The organism is Mesorhizobium sp. P2_D6 (assembly GCF_056404315.1).
Genome location: NZ_JBFUEG010000001.1, coordinates 536,421 through 553,731, shown reverse-complemented (window position 1 = coordinate 553,731; position 17,311 = coordinate 536,421). Strand labels below are relative to the sequence as shown.

General features: G+C 64.8%; 16 protein-coding genes. 6 read left to right on the top strand and 10 right to left on the bottom strand.

The window, feature by feature from the left end:
• Nucleotides 1–60: 60 nt before the first annotated feature.
• From AC1D1L_RS02475 to AC1D1L_RS02450, 6 genes are all read right to left on the bottom strand, one after another.
• Entirely contained in the window at nt 61–2,112 is a 2,052-nt protein-coding gene (locus AC1D1L_RS02475) for an ABC transporter ATP-binding protein/permease (RefSeq protein WP_477338522.1), read from the bottom strand.
• 66 nt (nt 2,113–2,178) lie between these two features.
• Complete coding sequence (locus tag AC1D1L_RS02470) at nt 2,179–3,291, bottom strand: NAD(P)/FAD-dependent oxidoreductase (RefSeq protein ID WP_477338520.1); 1,113 nt, start codon at nt 3,289–3,291, stop codon at nt 2,179–2,181.
• A 9-nt stretch (nt 3,292–3,300) separates the two neighbouring features.
• Nucleotides 3,301–4,476: an N-acetylglucosamine-6-phosphate deacetylase gene (gene nagA / locus AC1D1L_RS02465; RefSeq protein WP_477338519.1), complete on the bottom strand. Its 1,176-nt coding sequence runs from the start codon at nt 4,474–4,476 to the stop codon at nt 3,301–3,303.
• On the bottom strand, nt 4,473–5,504 hold the full coding sequence (locus AC1D1L_RS02460) for an SIS domain-containing protein (protein WP_477338517.1): 1,032 nt from the start codon (nt 5,502–5,504) through the stop codon (nt 4,473–4,475). Before AC1D1L_RS02460 ends, nagA begins: the two co-directional genes overlap by 4 nt.
• Nucleotides 5,501–6,283: a GntR family transcriptional regulator gene (locus tag AC1D1L_RS02455; protein WP_477338515.1), complete on the bottom strand. Its 783-nt coding sequence runs from the start codon at nt 6,281–6,283 to the stop codon at nt 5,501–5,503. Before AC1D1L_RS02455 ends, AC1D1L_RS02460 begins: the two co-directional genes overlap by 4 nt.
• Nucleotides 6,280–7,158: a glucosamine kinase nucleotide-binding domain-containing protein gene (locus tag AC1D1L_RS02450; RefSeq protein ID WP_477338513.1), complete on the bottom strand. Its 879-nt coding sequence runs from the start codon at nt 7,156–7,158 to the stop codon at nt 6,280–6,282. Before AC1D1L_RS02450 ends, AC1D1L_RS02455 begins: the two co-directional genes overlap by 4 nt.
• Before the next feature lie 198 nt (nt 7,159–7,356).
• On the opposite strand from AC1D1L_RS02450, the gene AC1D1L_RS02445 reads away from it, so the two are divergent.
• From AC1D1L_RS02445 to AC1D1L_RS02420, 6 genes are all read left to right on the top strand, one after another.
• On the top strand, nt 7,357–8,313 hold the full coding sequence (locus AC1D1L_RS02445) for an N-acetylmuramic acid 6-phosphate etherase (RefSeq protein ID WP_477338511.1): 957 nt from the start codon (nt 7,357–7,359) through the stop codon (nt 8,311–8,313).
• 1 nt (nt 8,314) lies between these two features.
• Nucleotides 8,315–9,574 carry an ABC transporter substrate-binding protein gene (locus tag AC1D1L_RS02440; RefSeq protein ID WP_477338509.1) on the top strand — a complete coding sequence of 420 codons (1,260 nt, stop codon included), beginning with the start codon at nt 8,315–8,317 and terminating at the stop codon, nt 9,572–9,574.
• A 248-nt stretch (nt 9,575–9,822) separates the two neighbouring features.
• The gene (locus AC1D1L_RS02435) at nt 9,823–10,746 is read left to right on the top strand and encodes a carbohydrate ABC transporter permease (RefSeq protein WP_477338507.1); all 924 of its coding nucleotides are present in this window, start codon (nt 9,823–9,825) and stop codon (nt 10,744–10,746) included.
• Between the two features lie 11 nt (nt 10,747–10,757).
• Entirely contained in the window at nt 10,758–11,597 is an 840-nt protein-coding gene (locus AC1D1L_RS02430) for a carbohydrate ABC transporter permease (protein WP_477338505.1), read from the top strand.
• Entirely contained in the window at nt 11,594–12,655 is a 1,062-nt protein-coding gene (locus tag AC1D1L_RS02425) for a Gfo/Idh/MocA family protein (RefSeq protein WP_477338503.1), read from the top strand. Before AC1D1L_RS02430 ends, AC1D1L_RS02425 begins: the two co-directional genes overlap by 4 nt.
• Before the next feature lie 15 nt (nt 12,656–12,670).
• Entirely contained in the window at nt 12,671–13,669 is a 999-nt protein-coding gene (locus AC1D1L_RS02420) for an ABC transporter ATP-binding protein (protein ID WP_477338501.1), read from the top strand.
• 25 nt (nt 13,670–13,694) lie between these two features.
• On the opposite strand, the gene AC1D1L_RS02415 is transcribed toward AC1D1L_RS02420, so the two are convergent.
• Genes AC1D1L_RS02415 through AC1D1L_RS02400 form a run of 4 tightly spaced genes read right to left on the bottom strand, consistent with a single transcriptional unit; the run spans nt 13,695 to nt 17,300 of the window.
• Nucleotides 13,695–14,588 (bottom strand): ROK family protein, encoded by an 894-nt coding sequence (locus AC1D1L_RS02415; protein WP_477338499.1) that lies wholly within the window; start codon nt 14,586–14,588, stop codon nt 13,695–13,697.
• A complete protein-coding gene (locus AC1D1L_RS02410) occupies nt 14,585–15,388 on the bottom strand; it encodes an alpha/beta fold hydrolase (RefSeq protein WP_477338497.1) in 804 nt (267 codons plus the stop codon). Before AC1D1L_RS02410 ends, AC1D1L_RS02415 begins: the two co-directional genes overlap by 4 nt.
• Nucleotides 15,385–16,221: a sugar phosphate isomerase/epimerase family protein gene (locus AC1D1L_RS02405; protein ID WP_477338495.1), complete on the bottom strand. Its 837-nt coding sequence runs from the start codon at nt 16,219–16,221 to the stop codon at nt 15,385–15,387. Before AC1D1L_RS02405 ends, AC1D1L_RS02410 begins: the two co-directional genes overlap by 4 nt.
• Nucleotides 16,221–17,300 (bottom strand): Gfo/Idh/MocA family protein, encoded by a 1,080-nt coding sequence (locus AC1D1L_RS02400; protein ID WP_477338493.1) that lies wholly within the window; start codon nt 17,298–17,300, stop codon nt 16,221–16,223. The genes AC1D1L_RS02405 and AC1D1L_RS02400 overlap by 1 nt, the downstream gene beginning before the upstream one ends.
• Between the last annotated feature and the right edge of the window lie 11 nt (nt 17,301–17,311).

Below are 17,311 nucleotides of genomic sequence, written 5' to 3'. Positions count from 1 at the left end.
GCTAATCACTTTGCTTCAGGCGATCCACTGCCACCTGTGCGCGGTTCGGTAGTGCCCTCCCTACCTGCGAGGCTTTGGGGTGCCGGAACCCCACAGGGCGCGGTTCAGCAGGCTGCGTTGGCGCTTGCGCGGGATGAGGTCGACATCGCTGACGAGCTTGGCGCCGCCCTCACGCCTTTCCAGGGTGATCTTGCGGCTGTGGAAGGCTTCGAGCTCCGCGCGGTGCGCCACGCTGATGATGGTGACATCAGGCAGTTCGCTGATCACCGTCTTCATCATCGTGTCCTGGCTCTTCTCGTCTAGCGCCGAAGTCGCTTCATCCAGCACCACGATATCGGGGCGATGCAGCAGCAGGCGCGCGAAGGCGAGGCGTTGCTTTTCGCCACCCGACAGCGTCTGGTCCCATGGCGCGTCTTCCCTGATCCTGTCGGTGAGATAGCCAAGCCCCACCTTGTCGAGGGCGGCCTTGATCTGCTTGATCGTCCACTTGTCCGCCGCCGCGGGATAGGCGACCGCGCGGCGAAGCGTGCCGGTGGGGATGTAGGGGCGTTGCGGCAGCATGAACAGGCGCCTGTCGGCGTGGAAATTGACGCTGCCGCCACCCCATGGCCACAGGCCCGCGACTGCCCGCACTAGCGTCGACTTGCCTGAACCAGATTCGCCAGCCACCAGCACCCGCTCGCCCGGCTCGATCACGACCTCGGTTTCCTTGACCACGGAGGTGCCGTCATCGAGTGTCACGGAAAGATTGTCGAGGCTGAGGATGGCGCCGTCTTCGGTTTCGCCCCGGTTGATGCGTCCGAGCGCATCGCTCTGCTCGGCGCGCTCGAGCCCGTCGAGCGACATCATCAGCGAGGCAATGCGCCGCGCGGAGGCGTTCCAGTCGGCGAGACGCGGATAGTTGTCGACCAGCCAGCCGAACGCGCCTTGCACGATGCCAAAGGCAGACGCCGCCTGCATCACCTCGCCAAGCGTCATCGAGCCTTCGAGGAATTTTGGCGCGCACAACAGGATCGGCACGACCGGCGCAAACAGGCTCGATCCCTGCGACACCGCCGCCGTGCGCATGTGCTGTCCGGTCAGCAGCGCCCATTGCCTCAGCACATGGCCGAAATTCTCGTCGATGCCGCCGCGCTCTTCCTCCTCGCCGCCCAGCAAGGCGATGCTTTCGCCGTTTTCGCGCACGCGCGTCAGCGTGTAGCGCAGTTCGGCCTCCGCCTGGTTCTTCCGCTCGGAGAGCTGGACGAAATTGCGGCCGATGACCACCATCGAGGTCGAGGTGATGGCGGCATAGATGATCGCGGTGATGACCAGGAAGCCGGGAATGGTGATGCTCTCGCCGCCGATCGGCAGGGTGAGCGCGCCGCCGATGGTCCACAGCACGACAATGAAGGTCGAGGCCGACAGGAACGCGTTGAGGACCCCGGCGATGAAATCGATCGGCGACTCGGTGGCGATGCGCAGATCCTCGGTCATGCGGGCCTCGGGGTTCTGGTGGTCGCCGCCCACGAGGTTCAGCTGGTAGTAGCGGCCGTTTGCCAGCCAGCGCGCGACGACCCCGGTGGTCAGCCAGGAACGCCAGCGGCGCTGGATCGTCATGCGCAGGTAGACCTGCGCCACGACAAGGCTGCCGCTGCAGATCACCAGCGGCACGAATACGGCGCTGAGGAAATAGACTGTGCGGGCGTTGCGCTGCTCGAGGGCATCGAACATCGAGCGGTTCCAGACATTGATGCCATACTGGAAACCGATGTTGATGCAGATCAGCAGCAGCACTCCGATCGTGAATGGCCAGGCGAGCCGGTCGCCGCGCCGGCTCCAGTAGCCGCGCGCGCTGATCCAGAAACGCCGCAGCAGGTATTTCTTGCGCGCCTGCTCGGCCTCTTCGGGCGTCAGCTGCGGATCGGGTTCGATAGCTTCCGGCGGCGGCCCTGCCTGGCCGTCGACCTCCGGCCCTGCGTCGGCAGGCGTTGGCTTCTCTTCGCGCGGCTTCTCCTCGCCCGTTCGTCGGTCGCGCGGCTTTTGTCGTGATGGCTTTTCCCGGCGCGACTTCGGGGCATCGCTCGGTCTGATGCCGTCGGTCGGTTTCGATTTGGGTTTCGCCTCGGACATACGCCCCGACAACGGCCTCAAAATCAAAAGGTTTCATAGCTTGAGACGACAACAGCCGCAGCCCTGTCATTTCAGGCTGAGCAGCTCCACAACATGGTCGGCGACTGCCAGGCTCGCCGTCAGGCCGGGGCTCTCGATGCCGAACAGATTGACGATCGGCCCAGCGCCGTGCTCGGCCGGGCCCTGGATGATGAAATCTGCCGCCGGCTGGCCTGGACCGGACAGTTTTGGCCTGACGCCGGCATAGGCGGGGTGCAATGCGCCATCGGCGAGGCCGGGCCAGTAGCGCCGGATCTCCTCGTAAAAGGCAGCGCTTCGGCCGGGATCGACGGTATAGTCGACGCGATCGATCCATTCGACATCAGGGCCAAAGCGCGCGCTGCCGCCGAGGTCGAGGGTCAGGTGAACACCAAGACCGCCATGGACTGGCACCGGATAGATCAGCCGCGAAAAGGGCGAGCGGCCGGACAGCGCGAAATAGTTGCCTCGCGCCAGCCATAGCGGCGGAACGAGGTCTTGCGGGAAGCCTTCGATGCGTCTGGCCAATGCCTGGGCGTCGAGGCCGGCGGCGTTGATGAAGGCACCGGCCTTGAGACGGAACCCCTCACCATCGGCGTCACGCGTGTCGATCCGGATCCCGTCGGCTTCGATGGCCGCGCCGGCAACAGTCGTGAGCAGCGCGAAGGATACGCCAGCGGCTTCCGCGTCACCACGCAGCGACAGCATCAGCGCCTGGCTGTCGACGATGCCGGTCGACGGCGACAGCAACGCGCCGGCGCAGGTCAGCGCGGGTTCGAGGGTTTCGGCCTCTGCGCGCGTCAACAGCGTGAGGTCGCCTACTCCGCATTGCGCCGCGTTGATCTGGATCGCCTGCAGCCTGTCCAACTGGTCGGGTTCGACAGCAACGAGCAGTTTGCCGGTGCGCCGGTGGGCGACGCCGTGCTCATGGCAGTAGGCATAGAGGCGCTCGCGACCCGCGACGCAGAGCCGGGCTTTGAAGCTGCCCGGCGCATAATGGAGCCCGGCATGGATGACTTCCGAGTTGCGCGAACTGGTGCCCGTGCCGATGGCTGCGGCCTTCTCGACCACCAGCACCTCACGGCCCGCCAGCGTCAGCGCACGGGCAATGGCGAGGCCGACCACACCCGCCCCGGCAACAAAACAATCGACATCATGCATGGACGGACTTTAGCGCCGACTGTCCGCGCCTGCAAAAACCCTGCCGCCGCCGATCCACACGCCCTTGACGTCGAGATCGTCCGACAGCGCGACAATATCGGCCGCAGTGCCGTTGGCGAAGCGGCCGAGCCGATGCGCCTGGCCGACAGCTTGCGCCGGATAGAGCGAGGCCATGCGCAAGGCCTCCGACAGGTCCAGCCCGACAATTCTGTGCACATAGCGGACGGCCGAGATCATATCGAGATCGGCCCCGGCCAGCGTGCCGTCGGCCAGCCGCAGGCTGCCATCCTTGCGATAGATGGTGCGGCCGTTGAGGGGGAACGAGGTCATGTCGGTGCCGATCGTCGCCATGGCGTCGGTGACCAGCACGATCCTGCCCGGTCCCTGCTTGGCGCGCAGCGCAATCAGCATGGTGGCCGGGTCGACATGGATGCCGTCGGCGATGATGCCGGCCGAGAGGCCCCCTATGTCGATGGCCGCACCAGCCAGTCCCGGCTCGCGGTTGCCGATCTGGCTCATGGCGTTGAACAGATGGGTGACCACACTGGCGCCGGCGTCGGCAAAGGCTCTGGCCATAGCGTAGCCGGTGTCGGAATGGCCGAGGCTGACGACGATGCCGGCTTTGGCAAGTGCGGCGACCCGGGCGGGCTCGACGGATTCGGGCGCGATCGTCGTCAGCAGCACCGGCAGATTTTTGCGCGCCGCGATCAGGGCAGCCTGGTCGGCATCCATCATCGGCCGGATCAGCGCCGGATCATGCGCGCCCTTGCGCGCGATCGAGAGATGCGGTCCCTCGAGATGCAAGCCGAGAAACCCCGGCAGCTTCTGCCGTGCCGCTTCAGCGCCGGCGGCAATGGCCGCGGCGGTGATCTCAGGCGTATCGGTGATCAGGGTTGGCAGCAGCGCCGTGGTGCCGAACGGCGCGTGCGCCCGGCAAATGGTTGCAAGCGAGGCGACATCGGGATGGTCGTTGAGCATGACGCCGCCGCCGCCATTGACCTGCAGGTCGACGAAGCCCGGTGCCAGCATGCCGCCGCCGGTGTCGATCCGGGCAACGCCTGACGGAACAGCGCCGACGGGAAGAATGCCTTCGACCGCATCGCCGTGCACGACAAGGGCGGCATTGTCGTGCCAGTCGTCGCCGTCGAAAATGCGGGCGCCAGTCAGGGCAAAACGGTCGCTCATACGGTTTCCGTCACCTTGCGCAGGTTGCGCGGCACATCCGGATCGAGGCCGCGATGGCGGGCGAAGGCCTCGACGAAGCCATAGAAGGACACGATCAGCGTCAGCGGGTCGGTCAAGGGATGACCGGTGGCGACATGCGGCAGGGATTGCGCGCTCCTCGCCTTGTCCGAAGTGATGAAGACGGCGGCACCCTTGCCGGCAAGGCTGTCGGCGGCCTCGGCCACCGACGGCTCCGAGGCGTCGCGGGCAGCCAGCGCCAGCACCGGGAAGCCTGGACCGACCAGCGCCAGCGGGCCGTGCATGACTTCGGCCGCACTATAGGCCTCGGCGTGCATGCCGCAGGTCTCCTTGAACTTCAGCGCCGCCTCATTGGCCATCGCCGCGGACGGGCCGCGGCCGAGAATGAACAGCGATTGCGGCGTCTCCAGCGCGCCGGCCAGCGCCATCCAGTCGCAGGCGATCGCCTTGCTGAAGTGTTCGGGCAGGCGGGCGAGGGCGGCCAGCAGCTTGTCGTCGCCGGTGCAATGCGCCATCAGCGCCAGCCCGGCCACCGCCGAATTGACGAAGGTTTTCGTCGCCGCAACGCTGCGCTCGGGCCCGGCCAGGATGTCAATGGCAAAATCCGAGGCCCGTGCCAGCGGCGAATCGGCGGTGTTGGTGATGGCGACGGTGAGTGATCCGCCGGCCCTGGCCGTCTCGGCCATGGCGACGATATCAGGGCTCTTGCCCGACTGCGAGATGGCCAGGCAGGCCGAGCCGGCGAGCTTGAGTTTCGCGCCATAGATCGAGGCGATCGACGGGCCGACCGAAGCGACGGCCAGACCAGCGGTCAGCTCGACGGCATATTTCATGAAGGTGGCGGCATGGTCGGACGAGCCGCGCGCGACGGTAACGATGAAGCTCGGATCGCGTTCGCGAATGCCGCGTCCGGCCTCGGTCAGCACTGCTGCCGAACCGTCGAGCAGGCGCGCGACGGCTTGCGGAATCTCGTCGATCTCGCGCCGCATATGAGTGGTGTTGGGGATCATGGTCGGCCCTCTTCGCTCGGCCCTGTCAGCCGCAGTTCGGCGACGAAATCATAAGCGTCGCCCCGGTAGATGGAACGGGTGAATTCGATCACCTTGCCGCTCGCCAGATAGGAAATGCGTTCAATGTGCAGGCCGGCAATGCCCGGCGGCACTTCGAGCAGGCGCGCGTCACCGTCGCCGAGATTGGCGGCCGAAATGCGCTGCACCGCCCGCACCGGGCGGTTGCCGGTCAACTCCAGCGCCGCATAGAGAGAAGAGCCTATCCCGGCGGGGTCCGGCAGCACGCTGGCCGACAGCGAGGCGCGCTCGATGGCCAGCGGCGTGTCGTTGGCAATGCGCAGGCGCGCCACACGCGCCACCAACTCGTTCGACGACAGGCCGAGCACCATCATCTCGTCGGGCGAGGGCGCGTACAGTCCGCGGTCGAGCCATGCCGAACGCACCGCCATGCCGCGCCGGGCCATGTCCTCGGTGAAGGAGGTGAGCCTCGACAGCGACTGCTCGACGCGCTCCATGCGCGGCGCAACAAAGGTGCCGGAGCCGTGGCGCTGCACCAATATGCCGCCCTTGACCAGGTCCTGGACCGCCTTGCGCACGGTGACACGGGAAATGTCGGCCTTGGTCGCGATGTCGCGCTCCGACGGCAGCGCGTCGCCCGGCCCGATCAGACCGCGATTGACCGCGTCCTCAATGCTTTTCCTCAGCTGCAGATAGAGCGGCGCGCCGCTTTGCGACGATTGCTTCAGCGTGGCGAAGATCTGGTCGGCGGCCTCGCTCATCGCGCTGCCTCCGCTTTGGCGAAGATGCGAGCCGCCATCTGCACGGCGCCGCCCAGCGCATCGTCGAGCGGCGCCTTGAGCAGCGCCTGGTAGCGCTGGGAAAGGCGCGGCGCATAGAGTGGCGCCAGACCACCGAGCAGGCAGAGCGGCGCGTCGTGCGAAAGATCGAGTGCGCCAAGGGCTGCCTGGACATCGGCAACCGCCTTGTCGACGATCCAGTTGGCGACGGCGTCGCCCTTTTCGGCATGCTCGAACACCTTGGGCGCGAAGCCGCCGAAATCGCCGGGCTTGGCATTGGTGGTGAACTCGACCACGTCTTCGGGATTGTTGCGGAAGGTCGCCATCATGCTGTCGGTCAAGGGCGAGCGCGGTCGGACACCGTCATGGGCAAGCAGCGTCTGTTCCAGCAGATCGCGGCCGATGCGGGCGCCGCTGCCCTGGTCGCCGACCTGGAACCCCCAGCCGCCAATGGCGCGCGATACCCCGCCCTTGCGCGCCATATAGGCGGTGCCGGTGCCGAGAATGGCCATGGCGCCGTCACCGGAGCCGACTGCGCCTTCCAGCGCGATCTCGGCGTCGGTCTCGACACGGCTGATGCTGAACGGCAGGATCGCTTCGAGCTGCTGCCGGTAGGTGCCGACATTGGCGCCGGCAAGGCCAAGAATGGCTGGTGTCTGTGGGATCTGGTCCGGGTCCTGCCCGGCGGCGATGAACGCCTGCCGTGCCGCCTCGACGATATGGGTGCGGGCGCCGGTGAGATCGGTGCGTATGTTGGCCGCGCCGCTTTTGGCGCGGCCAATGACAGCGCCATCGCCTGTCGCAAGGGCTGCCCTGCAGCTGGTGCCGCCGCCATCGATACCGAGCACGAAATTCACGCGATTTCTCCTCGGGGCGGATAATACCAATAAAATACCAATAGCCAAGGATTAATTTCCGTTTCAAAAAGATTAAGGTGTATTTTATTGAAAAACCTATGAAATTCGCCGGCTCAGCGATTTCTGGCACTCAAATCCGTTAATGCGTGTGGACAAGTGGTATTTTTTTGGTATTGTTCGTTCATCGGAGGGACAGGGATGGCCGAACCGCGCACCGAAGCGCTTCACAGGAATGCCGAGGGACTGGACATCCAGGCCCCGGACACCATCCTTTCTTCGCTCGCCAATGCACAGATCGAGGCCGCCAAGGCCGTCCGCGACGCCATTCCCGCCATCGCTGCCGCGGCCGAGATCATCGCCGGCCGGCTGAACGGCGGCGGCAAGCTCGCCTATGCGGCGGCCGGCAGCTCCGGCCTGATGGCGCTGGCCGACGCGCTGGAATTGCCCGGCACGTTCGGTATCAAGCGCGAGCGCATCGTCATCCTGATCGCCGGTGGCGACGAGGCCTTCAAGACATTGGCCGGCGGACCCGAGGACGACACAGATGAGGCCTCGGCGGCTGTTGCTGGCGCCGGCATCGGCAAGGGCGACTGCCTGATCGCGATTTCGGCCAGCGGCTCGACACCCTATGCGGTCCAGGCGCTGAAGGATGCGCGCGGCCGGGGCGCAGCGACCATTGCCATTGCCAACAACAAGGACACGCCGCTGCTCAAGCTGGCCGACGTTGCCATCCTGCTGGAGACACCGCCGGAGGTGATTGCCGGCTCGACGCGCATGGGCGCCGGCACCGCCCAGAAAATCGCGCTCAACATGCTGTCGACGCTGACCGCCATCCATCTCGGCCATGTCCATGACGGCTACATGGTCAATCTCACTGCCGACAACATCAAGCTGCGCGACCGCGCGGCCCGCATCGTCGCCGCCATCAGCGGCCACGACAGGCAAGATGCCGCGCGCCTGCTCGAAGAGAGCGGCGGCGTTGTCAAAACCGCCATTCTGCTCGCCGCCGGCGCCGCCAACGCCGATGTGGCCGAGAAGATACTGGAAAGGACCGGCCAGAAGCTCAGGCCAGCCCTTTCCGCGATCGAGGGGAACAAGGGCGCGAAGGCCCCTGTTCTCAAAACCGAACCTGAAAAAGGTCAACAGGGAGACTAGCATGACAACGAAACTACTGACGGCACTGCTTCTCGGCACCAGCATTCTCGGCACCGCCGGGTTGGCTCACGCCGCTGACGTTACCCTTAACATCGAAAGCTGGCGCGGCGACGACCTCACCATCTGGAAGGACAAGCTGATCCCGGCCTTCGAAGCCAAGAACCCGGGCATCAAGGTGGTGTTCGCTCCTTCGGCGCCGACCGAATATGACGCCGCACTCGGCGCCAAGCTCGCCGCCGGCTCGGCTGGCGACCTGATCACCTGCCGCCCGTTCGACAAGTCGCTCGAACTGTTCAGGAAGGGCAATCTCGCCGATCTCTCGGCGCTGCCCGGCATGGAAAACTTCTCGCCCGTCGCCAAGGCCGCCTGGCAGACCGATGACGGCAAGGCGAGCTTCTGCGTGCCGATGGCCTCGGTCATCCACGGCTTCATCTACAACAAGGACGCCTTCGACAAGCTCGGCATCAAGGTGCCGACGACGCGTGACGAATTCTTCGCCGCGCTCGACAAGATCAAGGCCGACGGCACCTACATCCCGATGGCGATGGGCACCAAGGATCTCTGGGAAGCCGCAACCATGGGCTACCAGAACATCGGCCCGAACTACTGGAAGGGCGAAGACGGCCGCGCAGCCCTCATCAAGGGCGAGCAGAAGCTGACCGACGCCGACTGGGTCGCGCCCTATGCCGAACTGGCCAAGTGGAAGCCCTATCTCGGCGACGGCTTCGAAGCCCAGACCTACCCGGACAGCCAGAACCTGTTCACGCTCGGCCGCGCCGCCATCTACCCGGCCGGCTCGTGGGAGATCGGCCTGTTCAACACCCAGGCGCAGTTCAAGATGGGCGCCTTCCCGCCGCCGGTCGAGAAGGCCGGCGACACCTGCTACATCTCCGACCATACCGATATCGGCATGGGGCTGAATGCAGCGTCGAAGAATGCCGACGCGGCCAAGACCTTCCTGTCCTGGGTCGCTTCGCCGGACTTCGCGACCATCTACGCCAACGCACTGCCGGGCTTCTTCAGCCTGAACTCCAACCCGGTGAAGATGGAAGACCCGCTGGCGCAGGAATTCGTCTCCTGGCGCGACAAGTGCAAGTCGACGATCCGCTCGACCTACCAGATCCTGTCGCGCGGCACGCCGAACCTGGAAAACGAGACCTGGGTTGAATCGGCCAACGTCATCAACGGCACCGATACGCCGGAAGCTGCCGCCAAGAAGCTGCAGGACGGCCTCGACAGCTGGTACAAGCCGGGCAAGTAAGAGCTCAACGAGCAGGGTCGTTCCAAGTGGACGGCCCTGCGTTTTTCGATAGCATCGACTGCCAACGACGGCGCCGCCCCTCATCCGCCTGCCGGCACCTTCTCCCCGTATAGTGACGGGGAGAAGGGATGCACTCCAGCGCTGGCGACCCCCTCTCCCCGTTCTTCACGGGGAGAGGGTAAGGGTGAGGGGCAGCGCCGACGTGGGAGCATTTTTGCCCAGACCGTGGATAGGCGGGGACCGCACTCATGGCCGCACGACCGAAACGACCGTTCCGCTGGCATATCGGCGTCTTCCTGGCGCCGGCGCTGCTGGTCTATACGGCGATCATGATCCTGCCGCTGGCCGGGACGCTGCAGCTGTCGCTGTTCCGCAACATCGAGCAGCACCAGGTCTTCGTCGGCTTTGACAATTTCCGCACCTTGTTCGGCGACCCCAACTGGTCGGTCAATTTCTGGAATGCGCTGCGCAACAATGTCTGGTTCTTCATCATCCACATGCTGGTGCAGAACCCGATCGGCGTCATGCTCGCAGCATTGCTGTCCAGCCCGCGGCTGAGGTTCGCCGCCTTCTACCGCACGGCGATCTTCGTGCCGACCATCCTGTCCTTCGTCATCGTCGGCTTCGCCTGGAAGCTGATCCTGTCGCCGCTGTGGGGCGTGGCGCCGCATCTGATGGACCTGGTCGGCCTGAAAAGCCTGTTCACGCCATGGTTGGGCAAAGAACAATATGCGCTGACCGCACTCAGCCTGATCTCGGTGTGGCAGTTCATCGGCATCCCGATGATGCTGATCTATGCCGCCCTTTTGTCGATCCCCGAAGAGGTGATCGAAGCCGCCGAATGCGATGGCATTACCGGGATGTCGCAGTTCTGGAAGATCAAGCTGCCGCTGATCCTGCCGTCGATCGGCATCATCTCGATCCTGACCTTCGTCGGCAATTTCAACGCCTTCGACCTGATCTACACCGCGCAAGGGGCGCTCGCCGGGCCGAACTATTCGACCGATATTCTGGGCACCTTCCTCTACCGCGCCTTCTTCGGTTTCCAGCTGCAGGTCGGCGATCCCAATATGGGCGCGGCGATCGCCACGATGATGTTCCTGATCATCCTTGGCGGCGTCTGCGTCTACCTGTTCCTCGTCCAGACGCGCCTGCGTCGCTACCAGTTTTAGAGGGGCAAGCGATGAGCACCGCCACCCATTCACTGCCCCGCACCATCGGCGCCCACGCGATCCTGTTGACCTACACGGCGATCGCGCTGTTTCCGGTGATCCTGGTCATCATGAACTCGTTCAAGTCGCGCGCCGGCATCTTCAGCGAGCCGTTGACGCCGCCGACGCCGAAGACGTTCGACCTGATCGGCTACACCACGGTGATCGGCCAGGGCGACTTCATCCACTATTTCCAGAACAGCCTTGTCGTCACCGTCGCCTCGCTGTTCTTCGTGCTTCTGTTCGGCGCCATGGCGGCGTTCGCGCTGTCGGAATACCGCTTTCGCGGCAACACGCTGATGGGGCTTTATCTGGCGCTCGGCATCATGATCCCGATCCGGCTCGGCACAGTTGCCATCCTGCAATTGATGGTGGCGAGCGGGCTGGTCAACACGCTGACAGCGCTGATCCTGGTCTATACCGCGCAAGGCCTGCCGCTGGCCGTCTTCATCCTGTCGGAGTTCATGAAGCAGGTGTCCGACGACCTGAAGAATGCCGGCCGCATCGACGGGTTGTCGGAATACACGATCTTCTTCCGGCTGGTGTTGCCGCTGGTGCGGCCATCGATGGCGACGGTTGCCGTCTTCACCATGATCCCGATCTGGAACGATCTGTGGTTCCCGCTGATCCTGGCGCCGTCCGAAGAGACCAAGACGGTGACGCTCGGCGCGCAGCTGTTCCTTGGCCAGTTCGTCACCAACTGGAATGCCATCCTGGCAGCGCTGTCGCTGGCGATCATGCCGGTGCTGATCCTCTACGTCATCTTCTCGCGGCAGCTGATCCGCGGCATCACTTCCGGAGCCGTCAAGTGAGTCTAGAAAAGCCTCTTCGTGTCGTCGTCGCCGGCCTCGGCAATATGGGCCGCAGCCATGCGCTGGCCTATCACACCAATCCGGGCTTCGAAATCGCGGCACTGATCAACCGTTCCGACGTGCCGCTGCCGGACGGGTTGTCGGGCTATGGCATCAGGCGCTCTTTCGACGACGCGCTGCGCGACGAGAAGCCCGATGTCGCCTGCATCGCCACCTATTCCGACAGCCATGCCGACTATGCGGTGAAGGCATTCGAGGCCGGCTGCCATGTCTTTGTCGAAAAGCCTCTGGCAACGACGGTTGCCGACGCCAAGCGCGTCGTCGCCGCGGCCAAGGCCAACGGCAAAAAGCTGGTGATCGGCTATATCCTGCGCCATCACCCGTCCTGGATCAGGCTGATCGCCGAGGCGCGCAAGCTCGGCGGCCCCTACGTCTTCCGCATGAACCTCAACCAGCAGTCGTCGGGCCCCACCTGGCAGACGCACAAGCAGTTGATGCAGACAACGTCGCCGATCGTCGATTGCGGCGTGCACTATCTCGACGTGATGCTGCAGATCACCGACGCCAAACCGGTCGAGGTGCGCGGCATGGGGCTGCGGCTGACCGAAGAGATCGCGCCGACCATGTACAATTACGGCCATCTGCAGGTGCTGTTCGACGACGGGTCGGTCGGCTGGTACGAGGCTGCGTGGGGGCCAATGATTTCGGAAACGGCTTTCTTCGTGAAGGACGTGATTTCACCCAATGGCTGCGTGTCGATCGTCATGAAGGAAGGCGTGAAGTCCGACGACATCGACACTCACACCAAGACCTCGACCATCCGCCTGCACAGTGCCGCGACCGGTGCGGACGGCAAGTTCGCCAGGCCGGACGAGATGCTGTCGATGGAAGGCGAGCCCGGCCATCAGGACCTCTGCGACCTCGAGCAGGCCTTTGTGCTGAAGGCGATCCGAGAAGACATCGACCTGACCCGCCACATGGACGACGCGGTGAAGTCGCTCGCCGTCTGCCTTGCAGCCGATGAGAGCGTGCGCAGCGGCGCCGCCGTCAAACTCTAGAACAAGGACGAAGCCGTGGGCTCGCTGGTAATCGAGAATGTGAAGAAGGCCTTCGGGCCGGTCGAGGTGCTGAAGGGCATCAACCTCGAAGTGACCGACGGCGAATTCGTCGTCTTCGTCGGCCCGTCGGGCTGCGGCAAGTCGACCTTGCTCAGGGTCATTGCCGGGCTGGAGGATTCGACTTCCGGCCGGGTGGTGATCGACGGCGCGGATGTTTCGGCGACACCGCCGGCAAAACGCGGCATCGCTATGGTGTTCCAGACCTACGCGCTCTACCCGCATCTGACGGTGAAGAACAATATGGGGCTCGGCCTCAAGCAGGCCGGCACGCCCGCGGCCGAGATCGAGCGTCGCATCGGCATCGCCTCGTCGATGCTGTCGCTGGAACCCTATCTCGAAAGGCGGCCAGCGGAACTGTCGGGCGGCCAGCGCCAGCGCGTCGCCATCGGCCGCGCCGTGGTGCGCGAGCCGAAACTGTTCCTGTTCGACGAGCCGCTGTCGAACCTCGATGCGGCGCTGCGCGTCAACACGCGACTGGAGATCGCGCAGCTGCACCGGCGGCTGAAGGCGACGATGATCTACGTCACACACGATCAGGTCGAGGCGATGACGCTGGCCGACAAGATCGTCGTGCTCAATGCCGGCAAAATCGAGCAGATCGGCGGACCGATGGAGCTCTACAATTCGCCGGCAAATGAATTTGTCGCCGGCTTCATCGGCTCGCCGAAGATGAACTTCATCGGCGGCGCGCGGCTGGGCGAGACCGCCAAGACCATCGGCGTGCGGCCGGAACATCTGACAGTCGATGCGAAGTCCGGCGCCTGGAAAGGAACGGTGGTGCATGCCGAGCATCTCGGCGCCGACACCAACCTCTATCTCGACTGCGAGAAGGCCGGGCTGATCACGGTGCGGATTTTCGGTGTGTACGACGCGGAGCCGGGCGCGACGCTGTACGCGACGCCGGAGCCAGGCAAGACATATCGGTTCGGGGCGGACGGGAAGACGATCAAGTAATCCGCTGCGGACAGCAACACGGCGATCAGACCGCGCCGAGCAGCACCGCGCCGTGAATGGCCGCCTGCCAGCCCAGGGCCGCCCAGCGTATGTCCAGGGGCTGGACAAGAAGCGAGTGCGGCAGGCTGTCCGCGACGCGCTGCTTGAGCGTCTGGCGGGGATAGGACTTCATGTCGACGATCCCGCCGCCGATCAGGATCGTCTGTGGGGAAAACAAAGCGGCCGCCGTTGCGATGGTCACCGCCTGCTGCCAGACGATCTCGTCCAGCCATTCGCGCAGCGATGGCGGCTGCCCGGTCGCCGAAAACAGCTCGGCCACCGGGATGTCGTAATCCGCTGCAAGGTCGACGAGCGTTGCCCCCGAAGCATAGGTCTCGACCCGGTTTGGCGGTCCGCTTTCGTCGGGCCGGTAGACGGGTATGTGGCCGATCTCGAGCGCCCAGCCGCCGCCCCTGAAAATGCCTTCCTTGCCGAGATAGGCCGCACCGATGCCGGTGCCGAGATAGACCGCCAGCACCTCCTTTTGCTGCTTCACCGCGCCGGCAACGCTTTCGCCCAGCAATTGCAGCACAACGTCGCGTTCGAGCCGAACGGGAATACCAAGCCTGGATGCCAGTTCCGAGCCCAGCCGGATGCCATTCAGCTCGGGAATGTTGGCGGTGTGCAGCACCGTGTCGAAATCGCGGTCGATGAAACCCGGGACGGTCGCAACGACCCGCGCAGGCTTGAGGCCGGCATCGCGGCTGGCTGCGATGACCGCATCGGCCAGCCCCGCCATCGGCGCCCCCTGGCGCAACTGTGCGGTGGGGTAGGTACGGGCAAAATCCACCGGGATGCCGTGGTCGGCAAAGCCGACCTTGACCGAGGTGCCGCCGATCTCGACCACGGCGATCGTGTCGTCAGCTATTCGATGCGTCATGCGAGCGTTTCCAGAAACTCTGAAAGACAGGCGCGAAATTCCTGTCGGTAGGCGACGCGATCCTGCGACTTGGCGGTGATGGTGCAAAGCCGGGCCGACGGAATGAGCCCGGCCAGCACCTGCGCATCGGCCAGGCGATGGACAAGGTCATGGTCATGGCCGATGACCAGGGTCGGCACCGCAATGGCGCGGATGTCGGCCTCGCTCACGCCCGGACCATCGCCGGCGATTGCCACCAGAAGCCTGCCGAACAGAACCGGATCCGGACGGGTGAAGAAGCCTTGCAGGCTACTGAGATTGTCCGGCGCGAACCTGGCCAGTTCGGCCGCGACAGGGCTGTCGTCGAACAGACGCCGGGCGTCTTCAGGCGAATGGCGCATCAAGAGATCGCCGACCACGGCGTAGGGCTTCATATTGGCCGGGGCAGCCTGGGACACCCAGGCAGGCCGGGCGAGCACCAGCGCGCGCACGCGAGCCGGCTTGTGCACCGCCAGACGCAGCGCCAGCGCGGCGCCCATCGAGATGCCGCCGACGACAGCCGGACCGATGCCGATAGCCTCGGCCAGCGCTTCGACGTCCTCGGCAAACGTCGCAATCGAAAGCCGGTCTACCGGCCCATAGCTGGATCCGCCCTGGCCCCGGCATTCCAACGTCACGCGCCGTGTCTGCGGCAGGTCGGGAAAAACGTCGGCGACCTGCGCCTCATCGCCGCCCAGCCCATGCTGGAAGATGACGGGAAAGCCGGTGCCGACATCCCGGTAGGCAAGGTCGACGCCATCGCGGCTGAAGGTCCTTTTCACGCTTTTCCGCTTTCTTCGAGGACGCCGCGAAGGAAGGCACTGACATCCGGCGCCTCGGCTTCCGTCAAGCCATGCGTGATCAAAGGACCGTCGAAGCCGGCGGCTCTCAGACGGCTAATGAAATGCGGGAAGTCGACCACGCCCTGTCCAGCGGCGGCAAAACTGCCATCGGCATGGCGGTCCTTGGCATGGGCCATGCCGATCTCCGCGGCCAGCAGATCGACGGCCTCGTCGATCAGGCGATGACGCTCTGCGCTGTCAACCACTTCGAACAGGTTTGCCGGGTCGAGCACGATGCGCAGCCGCGCGCTGTTCATCTCGTCGAACAGGCGGCGGGCGGCCCGCGCGCTGGAAACGACATTGGCGAGTTCCGGTTCGATGCCAAGCTCGATGTCGAAGCGGTCGGCAATCGCGATCGCCGCTTCCATCTCCGCCCGAAGATCGCTCCATGCGGCGTCAGTGGCATTGTCGGGATGCCAGCGCCACTGATCCTGCGCATCCCTGGTGCCGGTGCACAGCGTGATCAGCCTGGCGCCCATATCCGCACATGACGCGGCGAGCACCTCAAGCCGGGCAAGACCTGACACACGAACCGAGTGATCCGGATGGATCATGTTGTAGGTTCCTGACACGGCCGCGATCGAAACGCCGGTTTCACCGCTCGCCACGGCGACGGATCGGGCCGCGCCGGGCTCGATGCTGTCCGGCATCGACGGCAGGCCAAGGCACGCCATGTTGAACTGCGCCGCCGCGTAGCCGGCATCCGCCACCGCGCGCAACACCGGCAAGGCGCCGGTGGCAGTGAAGGTCTTGGCGAAAATCCCAAGCTGCATCAGACGACCCCGTCGACGTCGGCGAGGTTGACGACACGGCCGCCGGCGGCAGCGGAGCGGGCTATTGCCGCCATCCCCCTGACGGAGGCGATGCCGTCATCGATGCCGGCGCCGACCATGGGCGCGCCATTCAGCACGACATCGGCAAAACCTTCGAGCTGGCGGCGATAAAAGTGACCGTCCGCGCCAAGCGTGCGATGCCAGCTGCCGTCGGCCTCGCGGAAAATGTCGACCTCGCTGCTCTTGTAGTACCAGGGGTTAAAGGTCTTCGCGAGAACGCTGCCGTTCTCGCCGTAGATCTGGAACCCTTCGTGCCAGTCCATGCGAACGGCGACCGTCAGGTCGAGATGACCGACCGAACCGTCGGCGAAGATGGTGGTGACGAACCAGCAATAGGCGCCGTAACGCTCGGTGAGCCGGGCCTCGACGGCCTCGATCGGCCCATGCAGATGGCGCGCCGTGTCAAGTAGATGGCTGCCATGCGCCAGCATGTAGTATTGGCGCAGGTTCGCCTTGGGGTTGACCGACGGCTTGCGCGCTTTGGCGCTGGTGATGATCAGCGGCTGCACCGCATCGGTCATCGGGTAGCGGTGGGTGCTGTCGCAATACCAGCCCTTGAACGCCAGCCGCTCGCCCATCTCATCGTCGACGAAGGCCTTCGCGGCCTGGATGCCGGGATCGAAGCGCTTCATATGGCCGACCTGAAGCACCTTGCCGCTCCTGTCGAGAGCGACCCGCAAGCCTTCGACTTCCTCGACGGAGACGCCCAGAGGCTTTTCGCACAGCACATGCTTGCCGGCATCCAATGCCAGCTCCGCTGCCTTGACATGGAACGTATCCGATGTCGCGATGATGACGGCATCGAGGTCGGGATCGGCCAGCATCTGGCCATAATCGGCATAGGATTTTTCGGGCGCGAAAGTGGCCGCCATCCTGTCGCGTAGATCGTCGGCGACATCGCAGATGGCATAGAGATCGGCATTGCGCGCCTTGGTGCAGGATTCGAAATGCGCCGCCTGCGCAATCGGACCGCAGCCGAGCACGCCGACACGCAGCCGCTTTTCGTCTTTGCGAGGCATGGAATTTCTCC

What these genes read in the sequence shown, in the direction of transcription:
- AC1D1L_RS02430 (WP_477338505.1), top strand. Translation starts at nt 10,758, where the DNA reads ATGAGCACCGCCACCCATTCACTGCCCCGCACCATCGGCGCCCACGCG.
- AC1D1L_RS02470 (WP_477338520.1), bottom strand. Translation starts at nt 3,291, where the DNA reads ATGCATGATGTCGATTGTTTTGTTGCCGGGGCGGGTGTGGTCGGCCTC.
- AC1D1L_RS02440 (WP_477338509.1), top strand. Translation starts at nt 8,315, where the DNA reads ATGACAACGAAACTACTGACGGCACTGCTTCTCGGCACCAGCATTCTC.
- AC1D1L_RS02460 (WP_477338517.1), bottom strand. Translation starts at nt 5,504, where the DNA reads ATGATCCCCAACACCACTCATATGCGGCGCGAGATCGACGAGATTCCG.
- AC1D1L_RS02445 (WP_477338511.1), top strand. Translation starts at nt 7,357, where the DNA reads ATGGCCGAACCGCGCACCGAAGCGCTTCACAGGAATGCCGAGGGACTG.
- AC1D1L_RS02475 (WP_477338522.1), bottom strand. Translation starts at nt 2,112, where the DNA reads ATGTCCGAGGCGAAACCCAAATCGAAACCGACCGACGGCATCAGACCG.
- AC1D1L_RS02435 (WP_477338507.1), top strand. Translation starts at nt 9,823, where the DNA reads ATGGCCGCACGACCGAAACGACCGTTCCGCTGGCATATCGGCGTCTTC.
- AC1D1L_RS02415 (WP_477338499.1), bottom strand. Translation starts at nt 14,588, where the DNA reads ATGACGCATCGAATAGCTGACGACACGATCGCCGTGGTCGAGATCGGC.
- nagA (WP_477338519.1), bottom strand. Translation starts at nt 4,476, where the DNA reads ATGAGCGACCGTTTTGCCCTGACTGGCGCCCGCATTTTCGACGGCGAC.
- AC1D1L_RS02405 (WP_477338495.1), bottom strand. Translation starts at nt 16,221, where the DNA reads ATGCAGCTTGGGATTTTCGCCAAGACCTTCACTGCCACCGGCGCCTTG.
- AC1D1L_RS02400 (WP_477338493.1), bottom strand. Translation starts at nt 17,300, where the DNA reads ATGCCTCGCAAAGACGAAAAGCGGCTGCGTGTCGGCGTGCTCGGCTGC.
- AC1D1L_RS02455 (WP_477338515.1), bottom strand. Translation starts at nt 6,283, where the DNA reads ATGAGCGAGGCCGCCGACCAGATCTTCGCCACGCTGAAGCAATCGTCG.